18 protein-coding genes are annotated in these 19,472 nt (G+C 35.2%); 15 read left to right on the top strand and 3 right to left on the bottom strand.

The window, feature by feature from the left end; genetic code table 11:
• Nucleotides 1–239: 239 nt before the first annotated feature.
• The 5 genes from dnaG to MHB75_RS06615 all read left to right on the top strand — a co-directional run bounded on the left by dnaG (nt 240) and on the right by MHB75_RS06615 (nt 5,875).
• Nucleotides 240–2,078, top strand: a complete 1,839-nt coding sequence (gene dnaG, locus MHB75_RS06635) for a DNA primase (protein ID WP_141274733.1) — start codon at nt 240–242, stop codon at nt 2,076–2,078.
• A gap of 32 nt (nt 2,079–2,110) precedes the next feature.
• Entirely contained in the window at nt 2,111–3,262 is a 1,152-nt protein-coding gene (gene rpoD, locus MHB75_RS06630; RefSeq protein WP_068452653.1) for an RNA polymerase sigma factor RpoD, read from the top strand.
• Nucleotides 3,263–3,393: 131 nt separating this feature from the next.
• A complete protein-coding gene (locus MHB75_RS06625; protein ID WP_340996646.1) occupies nt 3,394–3,972 on the top strand; it encodes a hypothetical protein in 579 nt (192 codons plus the stop codon).
• An 89-nt stretch (nt 3,973–4,061) separates the two neighbouring features.
• The gene (locus tag MHB75_RS06620) at nt 4,062–4,757 is read left to right on the top strand and encodes a tRNA (adenine(22)-N(1))-methyltransferase (protein WP_340996643.1); all 696 of its coding nucleotides are present in this window, start codon (nt 4,062–4,064) and stop codon (nt 4,755–4,757) included.
• A complete protein-coding gene (locus tag MHB75_RS06615) occupies nt 4,754–5,875 on the top strand; it encodes a Nif3-like dinuclear metal center hexameric protein (RefSeq protein WP_340996640.1) in 1,122 nt (373 codons plus the stop codon). Before MHB75_RS06620 ends, MHB75_RS06615 begins: the two co-directional genes overlap by 4 nt.
• Nucleotides 5,876–5,916: 41 nt before the next feature.
• Here the strand turns inward: MHB75_RS06615 and MHB75_RS06610 are convergent, their stop codons facing one another.
• Nucleotides 5,917–6,894, bottom strand: coding sequence for a 4-hydroxy-3-methylbut-2-enyl diphosphate reductase (locus MHB75_RS06610; RefSeq protein WP_141274737.1), 978 nt, complete (start codon nt 6,892–6,894; stop codon nt 5,917–5,919).
• Between the two features lie 195 nt (nt 6,895–7,089).
• Between MHB75_RS06610 and MHB75_RS06605 the strand changes: the two genes are divergently transcribed.
• The 8 genes from MHB75_RS06605 to MHB75_RS06570 all read left to right on the top strand — a co-directional run bounded on the left by MHB75_RS06605 (nt 7,090) and on the right by MHB75_RS06570 (nt 14,241).
• On the top strand, nt 7,090–8,403 hold the full coding sequence (locus tag MHB75_RS06605) for a DEAD/DEAH box helicase (RefSeq protein ID WP_340996638.1): 1,314 nt from the start codon (nt 7,090–7,092) through the stop codon (nt 8,401–8,403).
• A 14-nt stretch (nt 8,404–8,417) separates the two neighbouring features.
• A complete protein-coding gene (locus MHB75_RS06600; RefSeq protein WP_340996637.1) occupies nt 8,418–9,308 on the top strand; it encodes a deoxyribonuclease IV in 891 nt (296 codons plus the stop codon).
• Between the two features lie 138 nt (nt 9,309–9,446).
• Complete coding sequence (locus MHB75_RS06595; protein ID WP_340996636.1) at nt 9,447–10,220, top strand: metal ABC transporter ATP-binding protein; 774 nt, start codon at nt 9,447–9,449, stop codon at nt 10,218–10,220.
• Nucleotides 10,214–11,065, top strand: a complete 852-nt coding sequence (locus MHB75_RS06590; RefSeq protein ID WP_340996634.1) for a metal ABC transporter permease — start codon at nt 10,214–10,216, stop codon at nt 11,063–11,065. The genes MHB75_RS06595 and MHB75_RS06590 overlap by 7 nt, the downstream gene beginning before the upstream one ends.
• 20 nt (nt 11,066–11,085) lie before the next feature.
• A complete protein-coding gene (locus tag MHB75_RS06585) occupies nt 11,086–11,505 on the top strand; it encodes a Fur family transcriptional regulator (RefSeq protein ID WP_141274742.1) in 420 nt (139 codons plus the stop codon).
• Nucleotides 11,506–11,657: 152 nt separating this feature from the next.
• The gene (locus tag MHB75_RS06580; protein WP_340996632.1) at nt 11,658–12,275 is read left to right on the top strand and encodes a LysE family translocator; all 618 of its coding nucleotides are present in this window, start codon (nt 11,658–11,660) and stop codon (nt 12,273–12,275) included.
• Nucleotides 12,276–12,361: 86 nt separating this feature from the next.
• Nucleotides 12,362–12,721: a hypothetical protein gene (locus MHB75_RS06575; protein WP_068452681.1), complete on the top strand. Its 360-nt coding sequence runs from the start codon at nt 12,362–12,364 to the stop codon at nt 12,719–12,721.
• A 452-nt stretch (nt 12,722–13,173) separates the two neighbouring features.
• A complete protein-coding gene (locus MHB75_RS06570) occupies nt 13,174–14,241 on the top strand; it encodes a transglutaminase domain-containing protein (RefSeq protein WP_340996628.1) in 1,068 nt (355 codons plus the stop codon).
• Nucleotides 14,242–14,623: 382 nt separating this feature from the next.
• Here MHB75_RS06570 and MHB75_RS06565 read toward each other — a convergent pair.
• Nucleotides 14,624–15,759, bottom strand: a protein-coding gene (locus tag MHB75_RS06565) for an IS3 family transposase (RefSeq protein WP_340996627.1) whose coding sequence is annotated in 2 segments (ribosomal slippage) — nt 14,624–15,534 and nt 15,534–15,759 — 1,137 coding nt in all. Because the reading frame shifts where the segments join, the coding sequence is not laid out codon by codon here.
• 617 nt (nt 15,760–16,376) lie between these two features.
• Here MHB75_RS06565 and MHB75_RS06560 point away from each other — a divergent pair.
• A complete protein-coding gene (locus MHB75_RS06560) occupies nt 16,377–17,501 on the top strand; it encodes a transglutaminase domain-containing protein (RefSeq protein ID WP_340996626.1) in 1,125 nt (374 codons plus the stop codon).
• 234 nt (nt 17,502–17,735) lie between these two features.
• Nucleotides 17,736–18,752 carry an alcohol dehydrogenase AdhP gene (gene adhP / locus MHB75_RS06555; protein WP_340996624.1) on the top strand — a complete coding sequence of 339 codons (1,017 nt, stop codon included), beginning with the start codon at nt 17,736–17,738 and terminating at the stop codon, nt 18,750–18,752.
• Between the two features lie 144 nt (nt 18,753–18,896).
• Here adhP and MHB75_RS06550 read toward each other — a convergent pair whose 3' ends face one another.
• Nucleotides 18,897–19,466, bottom strand: coding sequence for a 5' nucleotidase, NT5C type (locus MHB75_RS06550; protein ID WP_255314722.1), 570 nt, complete (start codon nt 19,464–19,466; stop codon nt 18,897–18,899).
• Between the last annotated feature and the right edge of the window lie 6 nt (nt 19,467–19,472).

Raw genomic sequence — 19,472 nt, 5'->3', positions numbered from 1 at the left:
AGAAGTCTTTACCACGTTGTACTAAATGGAAAATAAAAGATGAAACTTTTTTTGGTTGAATTCGTCAAATATACTAGATTTAAAGGTACAAATGTTTTAGAATAAAAAATTGAGGTAAAAATTAGAGTAATAACTTTTAATTATTTTAGATATTTTAAAATAAAATGTCTCATATTAGAAGGATATTAATTGATGGATATAGAATGTAACCTATAGCAAGTATAAAAGATGGTGATGAAATGGCTCAAAGAATCGCTGAGGAGTTAATTGAAGAAATTCGTTCTCAGGCAGATATCGTAGACGTAATTAGCAGTTATATGCAGCTAACGAAGCGTGGACGCAACTATTTTGGATTATGTCCTTTCCACGGTGAGCAGACACCGTCTTTCTCTGTTTCTACAGAAAAACAAATTTTTCATTGCTTTGGATGTGGTGCTGGCGGTAACGCGATTACATTCCTTATGGACATTGAGAATTTGAGTTTTCAAGAAGCGGTTCGTAAATTAGGTGAACAAGTTGGTGTACATGTTGAAGTGTCATCTTCTGAAGCGCAGCATAGATTAACAACCGAAACTTCTCCAGAAGAAGAAAGAATGAAGGAAGCGCATATACTTGCAGCACAGTATTTTCAACATTTATTGTTGAATACAGAAGAAGGTGAAGAAGGCTTACGTTATTTAGAAGGACGTGGCTTTACGCAAGAAATGATTAAGACCTATGGCATCGGATTCAGTATGCCACACTGGGAATCGCTTACTACTTTATTACATCAAAAAGGATTTACGTATGAAGAGTTAGAACAAAGTGGCTTATCAATTCGACGTGAAGATGGCTCAGGCTACTTCGATCGTTTCAGAAGCCGAATTATGTTTCCAATTCGTGATGATACGGGGAAAATTATTGCCTTTTCAGGTAGAATTTTAGAAGCAGATAAAGAACAGGCGAAATACATGAACAGCCCTGAGTCGCTTATATTCCGAAAGAGTGAAGTATTATATAACCTAGATCAAGCGAGACCCATCGTTCGGAAAGAAAGAAAGCTCATTATTTTCGAAGGATTTATGGATGTACTTGCTGCTAAGAATGTCGGGGTTCATCATGGTGTTGCCACAATGGGAACATCATTGACACCGCAACATATTCAAAAAATAAAGCGCATCACGAATCATATTATCGTTTGTTACGATGGTGACCATGCCGGCTTTGAAGCTGCAAAAAGAGCTGCAGAAATGTTACATGCAGAAAATTTAACCGTTGAAGTTGCAACTTTACCAGCAGGTATGGACCCGGATGAATATATACGCAATAACGGAGCGGAAGCGTTCCAGAATCAAGTCATTGCTGAGCCATTATCTTATATTAGCTTTATGATGATGTATGCGAAGCGTAACAAAAACTTTCAATACCCAAATGATGTCCAGCAGTATGCGGATGAAGCTTTATCCTATCTTACAAGCGGTGTTTCACCAATTGAAAGAGAACTGTATGTCAAACGTATTTCGGAAGAAACACAAGTTTCAGTCGAAACCTTACAAAGTCAATTGCGTCTTAAAGAAGCACAAAAACAAGAACGCTCACAGACAAATCTAAATACGCGACATGAACAAGAACAACCGATGCAACAAGCGGTTCAGCCAAAGCGTGTTTATACAGCAATTGATCGAGCAGAAAGGTTGTTATTAGCTCATTTACTGCATAGTATTGATGTGGCAGATGATTTTCGCGAACATCAAGAAGGAGCACCTTTTGTAAGAGAAGACTATTTGGCTATTTACGTCCATCTCATGGGCTTTTATGAATCACATGAAAAAGCAGATTATCAGCGTTTTGCTGAAATTGTAGAAGATAGAGAATTGCGTAAAATTGTAATGGAAGCTGCACTAGTTGATCGAGATCCAGACCATAAAGATGAGGAAATTGCCGATTGTCTGAAACAGGTTAAAAAGTTTAAAATCCAGCAACAAATCGCAGACAAAACACATGCATTGCAAGAAGCAGAGCAACTGCATGACTTAAAAAGTGCAATTGCGCTTTCTCAAGAAATAATTGATTTAAAAAAATCACTAGCAGTTCTTTAGAGAATATGGCTGTTAGGAGGAGGAAGACAACTATGGCAGAAAAACCGAAAAAAAGTAAAAAAGCTGTACAAGTAACAAAAGTGGAACACGAGCACACATTAGAGGAAATGAAAAAAAGTTTACTTGAAGCAGGTAAAAAATCAGGTGAATTAACGTATAAAGAGCTAGCAGATAAATTAAGTTCTTACGAAATGGAAGCAGACCAAGTCGAAGAATTTATCGATAAATTAGAAACGAATGGTATCGAATTAGGCGGTAAAGCAGGCGATGAAGAGAATTTAGAGCGTCTTTTAAAAGCAGGGGATAATTCAGCAGAAGTATTCGACCTAAACGATTTAAGTGTACCACCGGGCGTTAAAATTAATGACCCTGTACGTATGTACTTAAAAGAAATTGGTCGCGTAGACTTATTAACAGCTGAACAAGAGATTTCATTAGCTGAACGTATTGAAGCAGGCGATGATGAAGCGCGTAAACGTCTTGCTGAAGCGAACTTACGACTTGTAGTAAGTATTGCAAAACGATATGTCGGTCGTGGTATGTTATTCCTTGATTTAATTCAAGAAGGTAACATGGGTCTAATCAAAGCAGTTGAAAAATTCGATTACCGTAAAGGTTTCAAATTCTCAACATATGCTACATGGTGGATTCGTCAAGCGATTACACGTGCGATTGCTGACCAAGCACGTACAATTCGTATCCCAGTGCACATGGTCGAAACAATTAATAAGTTAATTCGTGTACAACGTTCATTATTACAAGACTTAGGTCGTGAACCATCACCAGAAGAAATTGGTGAAGAAATGGACTTAACACCTGAAAAAGTACGTGAAATCTTAAAGATTGCACAGGAACCTGTATCATTAGAAACACCAATCGGTGAGGAAGACGATTCTCACTTAGGTGACTTCATTGAAGATTCAGAAGCACAATCACCTTCTGATCACGCAGCTTATGAATTATTAAAAGAACAATTAGAAGATGTACTTGATACATTAACAGACCGTGAAGAGAATGTACTACGTTTACGTTTCGGTTTAGATGATGGCCGTACACGCACACTAGAAGAAGTAGGTAAGGTATTCGGTGTAACACGTGAACGTATTCGTCAAATTGAAGCGAAAGCATTACGTAAATTACGCCATCCATCACGTAGTAAACGTCTAAAAGACTTCTTAGAGTAGGATTATAATTACGGTATATAGCTTTTAATAAGAGCTATATACCGTTTTTTTGTTCCTGCTAAATTAGACTTTACATAATTGGTTTTAGTCCGATAATATGTATAGATATGGTAGTTGGAGGAGCGGCGTTTATGGATAATGAACAAATAAAGAAGAAGCTAATTATACGAGAGATTTCTTTTTGGAAAAAGAATCATTTATTACCTGAACATTATTGCGATTTTTTAATGCAATTATATACAGAAGGAGAAGCGCTTCTTGAAGAACAAGAAGAAGAATTATCGAAACAAGCTGTATTGAAAAATGACTCTGCACCGATTATTAAAGTAGTACAGATGCTCATGTTAGCATTAACGACATTAGCGATGATTGTACTCATGTTTTTATTTGCACAAAAATATGTAATCATTCCTATCGCATTAAGCTGTACTATTTTCATTGCACTTGTGTATTATTTACTGAAAACAGCGAATAGTCGAACTTTAACAAATACGCTCATTTATGCAACAGCAGCACTGTTACTGTTTGCAATCTCCATTAAAGTATCCACTTTATTAGCGCCAAGACATTCGCTCATTACGCTTGGTGTTCTCTTAATAAACTGCATACTTTGGATTATTGTAGGAGTTCAGAAAAAGCTTATTTATTTCATGATTTCTGGTATTTTAGGTATTGTTTTAATGTTAGGCTATTATTTTATTTTTTTATAAGGGATAGAGAGGCGAGGGATTTAACCTCAGCCTCTTTTCTTTATTCAGGGAATTCGCTACAATAGGAGGGAAGGGAGGGCACGTGATTTATGAATGCCCAAAAATTATCGAAAAGACTACAAACAGTTGCGGCGTATGTGCCTCAAAACGCAGTAGTAGCTGACATCGGGTCAGATCATGCGTATTTACCATGTTATCTTGTACATCAGGGAATTGTGCAAAAAGCAATTGCAGGTGAGGTTGTTAAAGGACCTTATGAATCTGCATGTAAAGAAGTAAGAACGGAACAATTACAAGACAAAATTACGGTGCGTTTAGCAGATGGTATGGAAGCAGTAGAACATGAAGATGGTGTAACTACTGTAACGATTGCTGGAATGGGCGGCCCGTTAATTGCCTCTATTTTAAATAAGGATTTAACACGTTTACAAACTGTTGAGCGTCTTATTTTACAGCCGAATATTCATGCAATGGCTATTCGTGTGTGGGCAAAGCAAAATGGTTGGAAAGTGATAGATGAAGCGATTTTAAAAGAAGATCGTAAAATTTATGAAGTACTCGTATTAGAACGTGGGACAGAAGATTTAACAGAAGCAGAATTATTAGTTGGACCTTACCTTATGCGTGAAAAAAATGACGTATTCGTTGAAAAATGGACAGGTGAAGTCAAACAGTGGCAACAAATTTTAGCTTCGATTGCAGAAGTTGAGCAAACGGAAGCTATTCAAGAAAAGCAGAAAGAGTTACACGCAAAAATAGCGATTGTAAAGGATGTGTTGGCATGAAATCAGTAAGTGGTCAAACAATTATTCAATTATTTGAATCATGGTCACCAAAAAAATATGCGGCAATGGAAAATGATCCCATCGGTTTAGCAGTTGGAACACTAAATAAGAATATTACAAAAGTGTTGGTTACATTAGATGTGAATCATGCAGTGGTAGATGAAGCAATTGAAAAAGGTTGCGAATTGATCATCGCACACCATCCACCAATTTTCCGTAAATTAGCGCATTTACGTACAGACTCTCCTCAAGGTCAGTTATTTGAAAAACTCATTAAACATGATATTGCAGTTTATGCAGCGCATACGAATTTAGATGTAGCTGAGGGTGGTGTGAACGATTTATTAGCCAAGGCACTTGAATTACACGAAACAAAAGTATTAGTGCCAACGTATAAAGAACACTACTTTAAACTAGCTGTCTATATTCCTGAAAGTCATGCAAAACAACTGCGTACAGCACTTGCACAAATCGGTGCAGGTCATATTGGTGATTACGATAGCTGTAGTTTCCAAACAGCAGGTGAAGGACGTTTTAGAGCATTGGACGGTGCGACACCTTTTGTTGGTGAAAAAGGTGAAGTACATTTAGAGGCTGAAGTGAAAGTGGAAGTTGTGATTCCAGAATCTTTACAGAAGAAAGCCATTAGAACAATGAAGCAAAATCATCCGTATGAAGAAGTAGCGTATGACTTATATCGTTTAGAAACCGTTTCAAAAGAGATGGGACTAGGACGTTTAGGTTTATTAGAAAATCCAATGACCCTAAAAGAATTTGCAGAACATGTTAAACGCACATTACATGTACCAGCTGTTCGTGTAGTAGGTGACGTTACATCAACTGTTCAAAAAATTGCTGTACTCGGTGGAGACGGTAATAAATATGTAAGTGCTGCAAAATATGCAGGAGCCGATGTTTTTGTAACAGGCGATTTATACTTCCATGTTGCACAAGATGCTGAAGCGCTTGGTTTATCAATTGTAGACCCAGGACATCATGTTGAGAGTGTGATGAAAGAGGGCGTCGCTAATAAGATGACAGCCTTATGTGCAGAACAAAACATTCCATGTGAATTTATTGTAAGTGAACCATCAACAGAGCCTTTCCAATTCATTTAATAAAAATGAGGTGTCGCGATAATTGCGATACCTCATTTTTGTTATTGTGCTTCGTATGGTTCAATACGTACAACTGGTTTAGGTTCTTTAATCTTTGGTAAGATTTTATCAAGTGTAACCGTGCGGACGATTTTATATGTTTCAGGATTGTCATGTTCATACTGCTCTAAAAACTTAATGACTTCTTTTACAATCGGTGTTGGTGTAGAAGCGCCTGCTGTTACGCCGACAACATTAATACCTTCAAGCCATTCTGTTTTTAATTCAGATACATCTGAAATACGGTATGATTTTATATTCGCAATTTCTTCAGATACTTGTGTTAAACGGTTCGAGTTGTTACTTTTCGGATCACCAACAACGATGAGAAGCTCAGCTTGATTTGCTTGTTTTGCAACAGCTTCTTGTCGCACTTGTGTAGCTAAGCAAATTTCTTCATGTACTTCAATATGTGGATATTTCAGTTTGAGCGCTTCCATTAAAGAATGAACATCCCACTGTGACATCGTTGTTTGATTTGTTACAAGCAATTTATCATTTTGTAAGTCGAGTGCCTCGATATCAGGAATATGCTGTACAAGGTGGACACGGTCTGGCGCAACACCAATTGCTCCTTCCGGTTCAGGGTGTCCCTTCTTACCGATATAAATAATATCGTAACCTTCTTTTGTTTTTTCTTCGATTAATTCATGTGTCACCGTTACATCTGGACATGTAGCATCAATCGACACAAGCCCTTTACGACGTGCTAATTCACGTACTTCTGGTGAGACACCATGGGCAGTGAAAATAACAGTTCCAGAGTTTACTTTTTCTAAAATATCTAAACGATTTGCACCATCTAATGTAATAATTCCCTCAGATTCAAATGCATCCGTTACATGCTTATTATGAACAATCATCCCTAAAATATAGATTGGACGAGGTAAAGTCTTATCTAATGCCGCATTTCGTGCGATAACCATAGCATCAACAACACCATAGCAATAACCACGAGGGGTAATCTTTACAACTTTCATTCGTTCAAACTCCTTTCAATACCAGTAGTTCTATTATAACGAAGTCCCAGCTGTTATACAATTCACGCGTATAGGAATGAAGAAATTGTTACAAAAATCAATTGACAGAGTATAAATTCATTCGATATGATAACGAAATGTGCTACTTGAACGGGAATCATGTTACAATGTAGAAAGCATGTGAGGAGTGACAAAATGTCAAAATATACAGATTATAATTTCCAACCTTTTCTTCGTGAAGCGATTGGAAAGTTAGGTTTTACAGAACCAACACAAATTCAAAAAGAAATGATTCCTTTAATTTTAAAAGGAAAAAGTGCCATTGGCCAATCACATACAGGAACAGGAAAAACACATAGTTTCTTAATTCCAATTGTGGAGCGTATGAACGCCAAAAAAGAAGAAGTACAAGCAGTAATTGCTGCGCCAACTCGTGAGTTAGCACAACAAATCTTCATCGAACTTGGCAAGTTAATTGAAGGAGCAGAGGTTCAAGCCAAATTATTTATTGGTGGAACAGATAAACAACGTTCAATTGATAAATTAAAATCACAACCACAAATTGTTGTAGGAACGCCTGGACGTATTCGCGATTTAGTAAATGAACAAGCATTACTTGTTCATACAGCACAAATGCTTGTAGTTGATGAAGCAGATTTAGCATTCGATATGGGATTCATTGAAGATATCGATCAGTTTGCTTCTCAAATGGGTGAGAATTTAGAGATGTACGTTTTCTCAGCAACAGTACCTGAAAGCTTACAACCATTTTTACGCAAGTACATGGCTTCTCCAGTGCATGTACAAATGAATGATAAGCGTCCGGTCGCAGAAAACTTAGATTTCTATTTAGTACCAACACGTAGTCAATCAAAAAATGAAAAATTACTTGAAGTGATTAAAGCAATTAATCCGTATTTATCCATTATCTTTGTAAATACACGTAAGCAAGCAGATTATGTAGCTGATTTCTTAGCGAACAATGGTATCAAAACGGGTCGTATTCATGGTGATTTAACACCACGTGACCGTAAGCGTATGATGAAGCAAATTCGTGATTTAGAATTCCAATACATCGTAGCGACTGATTTAGCAGCACGTGGGATTGATATTCCAGGTATTTCGCATGTTATTAACTATGAATTACCACAGGATTTAGAGTTCTTCATTCACCGTGTGGGTCGTACAGCACGTGCAGGGAATAAAGGACAGGCGATTACAATCTTTGAACCGTCTGAAGAAGATGCATTAGCTCGTATTGAAAAAATGAATATTTCATTTGAAATGAAAGACATTAAAAATGATGAGTTAGTAGATATGAAAGAGCGTCACTCACGTCAAAAACGTGATGGTGCGAAAAAAGAGGACGAGATTGATCGTATTGCGAAATCGCGTGTTCGTAAACCGAAAAAAGTAAAACCAGGTTATAAACGTAATATGCGCTGGGAAATGGACAAAATTAAAAAGAAAGAGCGTCGTAAACGCGCACGTTCTCGAAATAAAAAATAGGTGGGATTGAGAAGATGCTATTAGGTTCACATGTTTCAATGAGTGGAAAGAAAATGCTACTTGGCTCAAGTGAGGAAGCAGCTTCATACGGTGCCACAACGATGATGATTTATACAGGTGCACCACAGAATACACGTCGTAAAGCAATTGAAGAATTAAACATTGCAGCAGGACGTGCGCATATGGAAGCAAACGGTATTTCAAATATCGTTGTACATGCACCGTATATCATTAACATTGCTAATACAACAAAACCTGAAGTATTCCAACTGGGTGTTGAATTTTTACAAAAAGAAATTGAACGAACAGAAGCACTAGGTGCGAAACAGATTGTCTTGCACCCTGGTGCGCATGTTGGAGCAGGCGCTGATGTTGGAATTGCTAAAATTATTGAAGGTTTAAATGAAGTATTGCAAGTCGATTCACCTGTTCAAATTGCTTTAGAAACAATGGCAGGTAAAGGTTCTGAATGTGGTCGTACATTTGAAGAGTTAGCTCGTATTTTTGATGGTGTTGTCAATAATGAACGTCTATCCGTTTGTTTTGATACATGCCATACGCATGATGCGGGTTATGATATCGTTCATAATTTAGACGGTGTACTTGCTGAATTCGACCATCATATTGGCTTGAACAACATTAAAGTATTACACATTAATGACAGTAAAAACCCAATGGGCGCTCATAAAGATCGCCATGAAAATATTGGTTTTGGTCATATTGGTTTTGAGCCATTACGTCAAATTGTTCATCATGAAGCATTTGTAGACGTACCGAAAATTTTAGAAACACCATGGGTAGGACTTGATAAGAAGAAGTCAAAAGCACCATATAGTTATGAAATTGATATGTTGTGTTCAGGTGTATTTTCAACATCACCAATCGCTGAAATGAAGGAACAATAAAAAAGTCTCTCGTACATATTGTGCGAGAGACTTTTTAATTATGAGTAGTAGGCAAAAATCCTTTACATTCATACATTCTTCTATTATAATTTTAATTTGTAAATCGTAATGATTCTGAATTAGAAAGAAGCGAAGTATATGGAGAAGCAACCCCTCATTGAGTTGCAAAATGTTTCATTTCAATATGAATATACCAATGTATTAAATGATATATCACTGACAGTAAATGAAGGTGATTTTTTAGCGTTATTAGGGCCAAATGGTTCAGGTAAATCAACAATGTTAAAGTTGATTCTTGGGTTGTTAAAGCCAACAATTGGACAGGTGAAGTTATTTGGACAAGATGCCGCCAAGTTTAATCATCGTGAATGGATTGGCTATGTATCGCAAAAGTCGAATTCATTTAACTCAGGCTTCCCAGCAACGGTTTGTGAAGTCGTAGCAAGTGGTTTAACGAAGAAGCTAGGTCTATTTAAGCGTAAGTCTAAAAATGAAGAAAAACTCGTTTTAGAAGCACTACAGTCGGTAGGAATGGAAGCGTTCATTCATCGTAATATCGGAGAGCTTTCGGGTGGTCAGCAACAACGTGTCTTTATCGCGCGCGCATTAGTCGCCGATCCAAAGATTTTAATTTTAGATGAGCCAACAGTAGGGATTGACTATGAAAATGTGCAAAGTTTTTATGATTTAATGGCACATTTGAATCGTCGTCATGATATGACATTATTATTAGTAACGCATGACGTGGATATTGTCTCAAGTAAAATCAGTCATGTTGCATGTCTGAATAAAACGATTCATTTCCATGGTTTTAAAAATGACTATATGAACTTGTCAAAAGAACAGTTGAATGAATGGTATGGCTATTCCGTTCGAAAAATTCATCATCACAAGGAGGATGAGACATGTTAACATCCATCTTGCATTATGAATTTTTACAAAATGCCTTTTTAGCAGGGATGATTATTGGATTAATTGCACCATTACTTGGCGTCTTCATTGTTGTACGTCGTCTATCATTAATTGCAGATGCTTTATCGCATGTGACACTAGCAGGGATTGCAGGAAGTCTTTATTTAAGTCAGAGTGTTGTTGGGTTAGCTACATTGAATCCACTTTACTTAGGTATTGTTGCAGCAGTTGGTGGGTCGATGTTAATTGAAAAATTACGTCGACTATATAAGCATTTTGAAGAATTATCGATTCCGATTATTATGTCAGCAGGTCTTGGTTTAAGCGCTATTTTTATCTCACTGGCACAAGGTTTTAGTACGGACTTATTTAGTTATTTATTTGGTTCTGTTTCAGCTGTAAGTCGACAAGATTTATGGATTGTCATCGGGATAGCAGTGATTGTACTGGTTTTCATCTTTTTACTATATAAAGAGTTATTCGTTCTATCATTTGACGACGAATATGCAAAAGCGAGCGGCTTACCTGTTAAAGTGATTCATACCATCTTTATGATTATTACAGCGCTTGTTATTGCTGCTTCAATGCGTATTGTAGGGATTTTATTAGTGTCGTCACTGATTACATTACCGGTTGCGGCGAGTATTCGTATTGCAAAAAGTTTTAAACAGACGATTGTCTATGCTATTTTATTTGGTGAATTAGCTGTGATTGTCGGATTAGTAACTGCCTTCTATCTAAATCTAGCACCAGGTGGTACAATTGTGATAACATCAATACTTATTTTATTAATTGTTTTAATCGTAAAAAAAATCATGAATAAACGTGCGGCAAATGTAAACTAAGAGAGGAGTCGTGGTTTGAGATGAACGTTCATCGAGCTTGGGAAATTTTAAAAGATAAAGGTTTTAAGAAAACAGATAAACGTGAACAGATTTTAGCGCTTTTTAGTGAAAGTGAAAAATACTTAACAGCACGTGATTTATTGGATGTTATGAAAAAAGATTATCCTGGTATGAGCTACGATACGATTTATCGCAATCTATCGACCTTTGTAGATTTAGGTATTTTAGAGTCTACTGAATTATCAGGAGAACGTCATTTCCGTATGCAATGTGAAACAGCACATCATCATCATCATTTTATCTGCATGGATTGTGGCAAGATTAAAGAAATTCATCATTGCCCGATGGAGATGCTAACGGAACAATTACCTGGTTATGAAGTCGATCAACATAAATTTGAGATTTATGGAAAATGTCCTGAATGTGTTGCGCACGTTTAATAACTATAAAAAACAAAGAAGCCTGTAGAATGTAGCGATACATTTTGCAGGCTTCTTCATAATATATAGATAAATATAAAAAGCTTCAAAAAATATCTGAAAATTGTTTATAATCAATTAAAGGATGAGTGAGTTAGATGCAAGAAGTATAGATGTTTGCGGTAGTTGCGCTATTAATTGTCATGGTGCCAGGAGTAGATTCATTACTCGTATTAAAAAATACGATTTTATATGGCAGAAAAGCGGGTATTTTAACGATGCTAGGCATTATTTTAGTACTCATCGTCTGGACGACTCTAACAGTACTAGGACTCGCTGCGGTCATATCGAAATCATTATATGTTTTTCTATCCATCAAATACGCAGGGGCGCTTTATTTAGTATATTTAGGCATTCAATCATGGCGTGCACGCGCTCAAAGTGTGACGTTACAAGAAGCAGCTATTCCTGAAAAACAGCCGTTTAAAAATACGATGTTAAATTGTATGATGCAAGGTTTGACAACGGACTTATTAAATCCTAAAACCTTATTGTTATATGTCACATTGATGCCTCAATTTATTCAACCAAATCAAGCAGCGAATATACAGTTGATTATATTAGCAAGTGTACTAATGATTATCGCTATTTTTTGGTTAGGAATTGTTGTATTCATCATTAATATGATTCGTCAGTGGTTCTTACAGCCGAAGGTTCAAAGTGCATTCAATAAAATCACAGCACTTGTTTTAGTTGGTTTAGGTGTACGAATTGCGACAGAAAAAATCTAGTTCTATATTGTTCACAGCATGCTAATATTTTGACTACCGAAACTATGCTATACTGATATCAAAATAGATAGATGAAGGTGACGAATATGAAGCATATGAAATGGATAGTTCCAACAGTAGTAATTATTGTAATCGGTTGGGTGGCGATTTATGGTTATGTTGCAAAAAATGTACCTGTAGAAGATTTAACGAATCTACAACTATCTGAAAAAGATGGCTATTTACATGTAACAGGTGATTTTAAAAATGCTTCAGATCGTTATGCAGGATACAATTATACAATTGTAGATGGTAAAATGTATTTATCAATTAAAGCCGCTAAATTTACAGGTAAAAAAGGCGGATATGATTTTAAAATCCATGAAAATCATGCAAGAGAATTAAAAGAGGTAACACTGCGTGGGACGAATGAAAAGGATCAACGTGTTGTACCGATTAAACGCTAAAAAGAAAAGCACTCTGGTAGATATTTATATGCCAAAGTGCTTTTTATTTTCATGAAATTTTTCGAATATGTTTCATTGTGAACGCACTATAAATAAAATGATTCAAAAGACTTTTTATTAGGTAAAACAATCATTTCATAAGCATTATGGTTTTATTTTGCGAAAAATATCGAAAATATAAATTCAGAATAGAGTCTTTAGTTTATAAAAAAATAGAAGCTATAACATTTTTTTGATAAATAATACCTTTTTTATAAAAATAAATATATCGTTAAAAAAACATTAAGTAAAATAACTATACAACCTCGTTTTAGGTCTATTGACTCTTTTATTTATAATATATATATTAATTCTAAAGTTATATTTAAAAGAAAAAAATAGTTCTATAGGAGTTGTTATGCATGAGATTAAAGCAAATATTTCTTTTAGTTATGAGTGGTTTTTTTCTTTTCATGTTACAACCATTTACAGAAGTAAAAGCTGCTAATTTAGTGAAAGTAGAAAATTTAGAAGAATTAACAAAAGAAGTAACTAGTAGTTTGAAAAATTTAAATACAGAAAAGACTATTCAATATGTAGGAGAGACAGAAAATATTACACAACAAGTGAAGAAAATTATTCCCGAGATAATTCAAAAGCATGATGAAGTGGCTGGGACATTAAAGTCGTATAAGTATCAAATAATGTATACACAAGATAATGCACAACTGACATATTATTTTACATATTATACATCTAAAGAAAAAAGTCAAAAGGCCGGTCAATTATTAAATAAAGTGGCACAGCAAATTATGAAAACGAATAAAACAGATTATGAACGTGTCAAAGCAGTGAATGATTATGTTGTATCGAATACTCAATATGGCGGGAAAACTCAAGATCGTTATACAGTGTATGGGTTACTTACTAATAAACAAGCGGTTTGTCAGGGATATGCTTTAACAGTTTATGATTTACTAACACGTATGAAGATTCCAGTTCGTTATGTAGTAGGAACATCATTAGGACAAAATCATGCTTGGAATAAAGTAAAAGTAGATGGTAAATGGTATAACTTAGATTCAACATGGAATGATCCATTGCCGAATAGGCCAACAGAAGTAAATTATAATTATTTTTTAATTAGTGATCGTGTATTTTCGAAAGATCATACACGGAAAAAAGAAAACTATCCTGTAGCAATAAGTACCAAATATGATTTTTTGGCAGATACAGGTTCAGCTATTCAAGTAGGTAATCTATTTTATTATTCGAATAGTAAAGATCAACATCGTTTATATGCATATGATATAAAATTAGCTAAAAAAACTAAGCTTTCTAATGTACGTGTACAATATATTACGTATTCAAAAGGAAAGCTGTATTTTAGTAATTATTCAAATGGAGCATATTTATATCGTATAGATACGAGTGGTAAAAATCTCAAAAAAATAGCAACACGAGCTGCTAAAAACATTGCAGTAAAGGGGAGCTATATATACTATCAATCCGGTGCAAAAATGTATAAAGTAAAAGTTTAAAATAGTAGTAATATATTATGTTATTTGGCATTAAAGTACTTCTTATTTAAGAGTAAATTTATTGTTGTTTTGTAAAAGAGCTAGTTAATTTAATAAAAAGGTTTAAGATAATCATATAGAGGTAAAGAACAGTACCCATTAAAAACGTCCAATTATATTATTTTTGTCACTTTTCATTCATAATATTGTTGGATCTACGTCAAGTCTTTGGACACCTTCTACCTAAGTTTTTTCTTGGGCAACATCCCGAATGGATTGTTCCACATCCCAAGTAGCCCGTCAAAGTGGAAAGAGCCTTTGACCGCCTACTTGGGATGTAGAGCGAAAAAGATACGGATGTTGCCACACAAAAATGTTGGGTGGGGATTTCAATCACCCCAATTTATGCTGCGGCATGGCACAGTTTTTCAAAGGTATCCGGTGATAAATAGCCAATGCTACCATGAATGCGCTTGCGATTGTACCATCCTTCAATGTAGCGAAACAGCGCCATGCGAGCTGCTTCAAAATTGGCATAGCGCGTGCGGTACACTTCTTCTTTTTTCAACGTCGCATGGAACGATTCAATACACGCATTGTCATACGGGCAGCCCTTGCGACTGTATGAAGGCGTGATGCCATGTTGTTCGAGCTTTTTACGAAAATCTTCACTTGTATATTGCGTCCCTAAATTGGTATGCAAAATCAAGCCTGGTGCGGGTTGTTGGGCCTGCACAGCGTTTTCGAGCGCGTCTAAAACAAGGTCCACCGTCATACGGCGACCGAACTTATAGCCGACAATCTTTTTTGTGTGTAAATCTTGTACCGATGCCAAATAGCACCAGCCATCTTGAACGGTATGGATATACGTAATATCACCCACCCATTTTTCGTTGATTGCTTCGGTTGTGAAGTCCTGATTGAGCACGTTTTCACGTTCTTCAACGGGCGCACTAGATGATGCCGGTTTATACTTTTTTACGATGTTCGAACGGATGCCAGCGTGTTTCATAATGCGCTGAATGCGATCAATACTGCCGGTGTAGCCTTCTTGCTTTAAAAGGGCGAAAATCTTAGGCGCTCCGTACCGTCCATCACTATCTGCGTGGATTTCACGAATGCGCGCTAAAAGCTTTTCATTGGCGACATGATAGCTATTTGGCTGCTTATGAAACGATTGATAATACGTACTTTTAGGCATCTTTAATACACGACACATCAGTTGAACAGGCTGATGCTCGCTTTCTTTTTCAATGTGGTCAATCAATTCTTGGTCATCTATTTTTGCGCGAATATGGTCATAGCCTTTTTTAGAATCTCTACCTCTTGTTTTAAGCGTAGATTTTCCTTCTGGATCGCAGCGACTTCAGCTGCCGTTAACTCATTTGTCCCTTCAATCGGAGAATGTAGTTTAATCCATTTATAAATTGTCACTTCTGATACACCATATTCGCTAGATAGTTGATTGACCGAAGTGCCAGAGCGATAAAGCTCCACCACTGTTTGTTTGAACTCTTGATTGTACTTTTTTTGACTCATGTCGGATACGTCCTCTCGTTCTCGTTATTTTACTAACTTAGCGTGAGTATGTCCAGGACTCTATATTACATCCATGTTAAATTTTTTTAATGAAGTGAATAAAATGAATTTATATAGTATAAAAGATTCTCTTTAAATCTTTGTAAAAATTTATTTATTTTAAACAATGACTGTTAGTAAATTCCACTAGCAGTCATTTTTTTGTGCTTAAAATACTTCTTAGATTGTAAAAAAACAACCAAAAAGTACATAGATAAAACGGTAGAACTATAAAATGATGAAATTTAATATTAATAACTTATTATTAGTTATAAAACACTATTTATAGATTAGATTATATTGATTTTAGCTTTTTTTTGAGTTTAAAATAGGTACAAAGACTGATTTTAACTTGAAAAATAATATATATATGATAAATTTTTGATTGTAAGTAAAGGAAAGTAAGAAAAAAATAAAAAATATTCTTACATAAGTTCTAAAGTAACAAAATGTTTTTATTGAAAAATAAAATAGATATAAAGAAATGTTAATTTAGAAATATAAAAACAAATTAAGAAAACAATAAGTCTAAAGATATATTGAAAAGTAAATATGAGGAAAAAGGAAGAAGATTAGATATGGTAAAAAAAGCAGTTGCAGCATTTTTATTTGGTATGATTGTAGTGTTTGGTGGTTTATTCGGAGTAAATATAGAAGAAGCGCACGCAGCATCAAACACAGCAAAAAATATGACACAATATAATCAAGTATTAAAAAGTAATTTAAAAAATTTAAATACGAGTTTTTCAATCACATACACTGGTAATCAAGCAACTTTACGTAAAGAGTTACCGAACTTAGTCAAAGCACAACAAAAACAAGAACCATTAATCGCAGCAAACTTAAAAACATACCGTTATAAAGGTAAAACAGTATCAAATAAATTAGTTGTAACATATCAAGTAACATATTTAGCAACAAAAGCACAGGAAAAATATGCACAAACAGAATCTAAAAAAATTGCTCGAAAAATTAAAGCAAGTAACAAAACAAACTTTGATCGTGTCAAAGCAGTAAATGATTATATTGTAGGAAAAGCGACATATGGTGGTAGTACACAAACAAAATATACAACATATGGCGTATTAAAAAATCGAGTTGCTGTATGTCAAGGATATGCAATTACAGCTTACCGTATGTTTAAAGAAATGGGTATCCCAATTAAATATGTAGAAGGTCGCTCAAAAAATGTTGGTCATGCATGGTTAAAAGTAAAAGTAAGTGGACAATGGTACAACTTAGATATTACTTGGAATGATCCACTACCAAATAATAACTATAAACGTAGCTACAAGTATTTCTTATTAAGTGATAGTGAATTACGTAAAACGCATTCTTGGAACAACACAGGTTTACCAGTAGCAAAATCAACAAAATTCAACTTCTTTAAATCAACATCTTCAGTTACAAAAAACGGTTCAACAATCTACTATGCAAATGATAAAAATCGTCAACGTCTATACAGCTATAATGTATCAACAAACAAACATAAGAAAATATCAAATACTCGTGTACAATACTTAGCTTATAAAGGTGGTAAAATTTACTTCAGTAACTATACAAATCATGGTGAGTTAGCCGTGATGAAGACAAACGGTAAGGGGCAAAAAAATCTTAATCGTACATTTACAAAAAATATTTATGTATCAGGTAAATATGTGGTATATCAAACAAATAATAAATACTATAAACGCGCAGCATAACAAATAAAATATCTTCTTTAATAATTTGTAGACATAAGTTTATTTTGTATAACTTATGTCTATTTTTTACATAAAATAAATGTAAAAAAAGTATTTTAAGGAAAAAATTAGATAATACATGTTTTAATTTGACCATTATATTCCATAATAGGTATAATCATAATTATAAATGATGCGATTTATCATTTTATGTTTCACCAAAAAATTGCCCGCTATGGAAGGAGAAATGTTTAAATGAAAGCAGCAGTAGTCGCAAGTGATAAAACAGTTAAAATTGAGGACCGTGAGTTACGTCCGTTAAAGTATGATGAAGCTTTAGTTAAAACGGAATATTGTGGTGTATGCCACACAGATTTACACGTAAAGAATGCTGACTTTGGCGATGTAACAGGTGTTGTATTAGGTCATGAGGGTGTCGGGAAAGTAATTGAAGTGGGAGAAGATGTGACAACTTTAAAAGTTGGAGATCGTGTATCAATTGCTTGGATGTATGAAAGTTGTGGACATTGCGAATATTGTACAACTGGTCGCGAAACATTATGTCGTGACGTGAAAAATGCAGGTTATACAGTAGATGGTGCGATGGCTGAAGAAGTAATTGTAAAAGCAGATTATGCAGTAAAAGTTCCAGATGATTTAGATCCAGCAGCGGCTTCATCTGTTACATGTGCAGGTGTTACAACATATAAAGCAGTAAAAGAATCTCATATTCGTCCGGGACAATGGATTGGTGTTTTCGGAATTGGTGGTTTAGGTAACTTAGCAGTTCAATACGCGAAAAATGTATTCGGTGCTAAAGTAGTCGCATTCGATATTAGCGATGAAAAACTAGCATTCGCAAAAGAGCTAGGTGCAGATGCAATAGTGAACTCACTAAATGAAGATCCAGTTGAAAAAGCAAAGGAACTAACAGGGGGGAAAGGGTTAGACGCTACAGTTATTACAGCTGTTGCCAAAACACCATTCAACCAAGCTGTCGATGTTGTAAAAGCAGGAGCACGTGTTGTGGCAGTAGGTTTACCTGTAGATAAAATGGACTTAGATATTCCACGTCTTGTACTAGACGGAATCCAAGTAGTAGGTTCTCTAGTTGGAACACGCCAAGATTTAGAAGAAGCCTTCCAATTTGCTGCTGAGGGTAAAGTAGTACCGAAAGTAGCACTTCGTCCGATTGAAGATATTAACGATATCTTTGAAGAGATGGAAGAAGGTAAGATTACAGGGCGTATGGTAATCGATTTTACAAAATAAATTAAAAGATGCTATAAGTATAGAAATACCATCTTGTATGAACATAGAAAAACCGAAATCGCTGTGCGATTTCGGTTTTTTCGTTGTGAACGCTAAAAAGGGAAGTGATATATTTTATCTCAGCCTTTTCAGCCTCTTTAATAATTAAATGCCAAATTCTTTTTTAACCCAGTTTTCTGCTTCGCGCCAAGTATCAACACGTAAGACGTTATGAGGAACTGCTTCACGATTATACGGTGCATCGAATAAAATAACAGGTATATCTAATTCCTCAGCTAACATGACAGCGTTCGAATGTTTATCTTCAAAAAATAATTCGACACCTTGTTTTTTGGCTGCGATGACTTTACTTGCATTACCAACAATCTCAAGTGCATCAAACGGAATATTTGAAGATTGTAACCATGTTTTTGTGATAACTGTGGCATTCGTTTCACGCGCTGTAATAAAGTTTAGCTTCGTATGTGGATGCCAATTATTTAAAATGCGTACAACATCTTGTTGAAGTGGTGGGTTACGATACATCTCAAGCTCTGTTTCCTTAAACCATTTATAAAAATCATTCGGGTCAACAGGTAAAGCTTTCGATAAATCATATTCCAAAATATCATCTAGCATTAAATTTGTTTGATATTGTTTATTAATAAACGGAAGCAAGAACTCTTGAGCTGTAATTGTACCATCAATATCAATTCCAAAACTATATTCCTTCAATTGTCT

The sequence above is a fragment of the Kurthia sp. FSL E2-0154 genome (genome assembly GCF_038003625.1).
Taxonomy (GTDB): Bacteria; Bacillota; Bacilli; order Bacillales_A; family Planococcaceae; genus Kurthia; species Kurthia gibsonii.
The sequence above is the reverse complement of the archived record's forward strand: the minus strand, read 5'-3'. Positions and strand labels throughout refer to the sequence as shown.

Bases quoted from the DNA above. Each gene is read 5' to 3' on its own strand.
- dnaG (WP_141274733.1), top strand. From the start codon at position 240: ATGGCTCAAAGAATCGCTGAGGAGTTAATTGAAGAAATTCGTTCTCAG.
- rpoD (WP_068452653.1), top strand. From the start codon at position 2,111: ATGGCAGAAAAACCGAAAAAAAGTAAAAAAGCTGTACAAGTAACAAAA.
- MHB75_RS06625 (WP_340996646.1), top strand. From the start codon at position 3,394: ATGGATAATGAACAAATAAAGAAGAAGCTAATTATACGAGAGATTTCT.
- MHB75_RS06620 (WP_340996643.1), top strand. From the start codon at position 4,062: ATGAATGCCCAAAAATTATCGAAAAGACTACAAACAGTTGCGGCGTAT.
- MHB75_RS06615 (WP_340996640.1), top strand. From the start codon at position 4,754: ATGAAATCAGTAAGTGGTCAAACAATTATTCAATTATTTGAATCATGG.
- MHB75_RS06610 (WP_141274737.1), bottom strand. From the start codon at position 6,894: ATGAAAGTTGTAAAGATTACCCCTCGTGGTTATTGCTATGGTGTTGTT.
- MHB75_RS06605 (WP_340996638.1), top strand. From the start codon at position 7,090: ATGTCAAAATATACAGATTATAATTTCCAACCTTTTCTTCGTGAAGCG.
- MHB75_RS06600 (WP_340996637.1), top strand. From the start codon at position 8,418: ATGCTATTAGGTTCACATGTTTCAATGAGTGGAAAGAAAATGCTACTT.
- MHB75_RS06595 (WP_340996636.1), top strand. From the start codon at position 9,447: ATGGAGAAGCAACCCCTCATTGAGTTGCAAAATGTTTCATTTCAATAT.
- MHB75_RS06590 (WP_340996634.1), top strand. From the start codon at position 10,214: ATGTTAACATCCATCTTGCATTATGAATTTTTACAAAATGCCTTTTTA.
- MHB75_RS06585 (WP_141274742.1), top strand. From the start codon at position 11,086: ATGAACGTTCATCGAGCTTGGGAAATTTTAAAAGATAAAGGTTTTAAG.
- MHB75_RS06580 (WP_340996632.1), top strand. From the start codon at position 11,658: ATGTTTGCGGTAGTTGCGCTATTAATTGTCATGGTGCCAGGAGTAGAT.
- MHB75_RS06575 (WP_068452681.1), top strand. From the start codon at position 12,362: ATGAAGCATATGAAATGGATAGTTCCAACAGTAGTAATTATTGTAATC.
- MHB75_RS06570 (WP_340996628.1), top strand. From the start codon at position 13,174: ATGTTACAACCATTTACAGAAGTAAAAGCTGCTAATTTAGTGAAAGTA.
- MHB75_RS06560 (WP_340996626.1), top strand. From the start codon at position 16,377: ATGGTAAAAAAAGCAGTTGCAGCATTTTTATTTGGTATGATTGTAGTG.
- adhP (WP_340996624.1), top strand. From the start codon at position 17,736: ATGAAAGCAGCAGTAGTCGCAAGTGATAAAACAGTTAAAATTGAGGAC.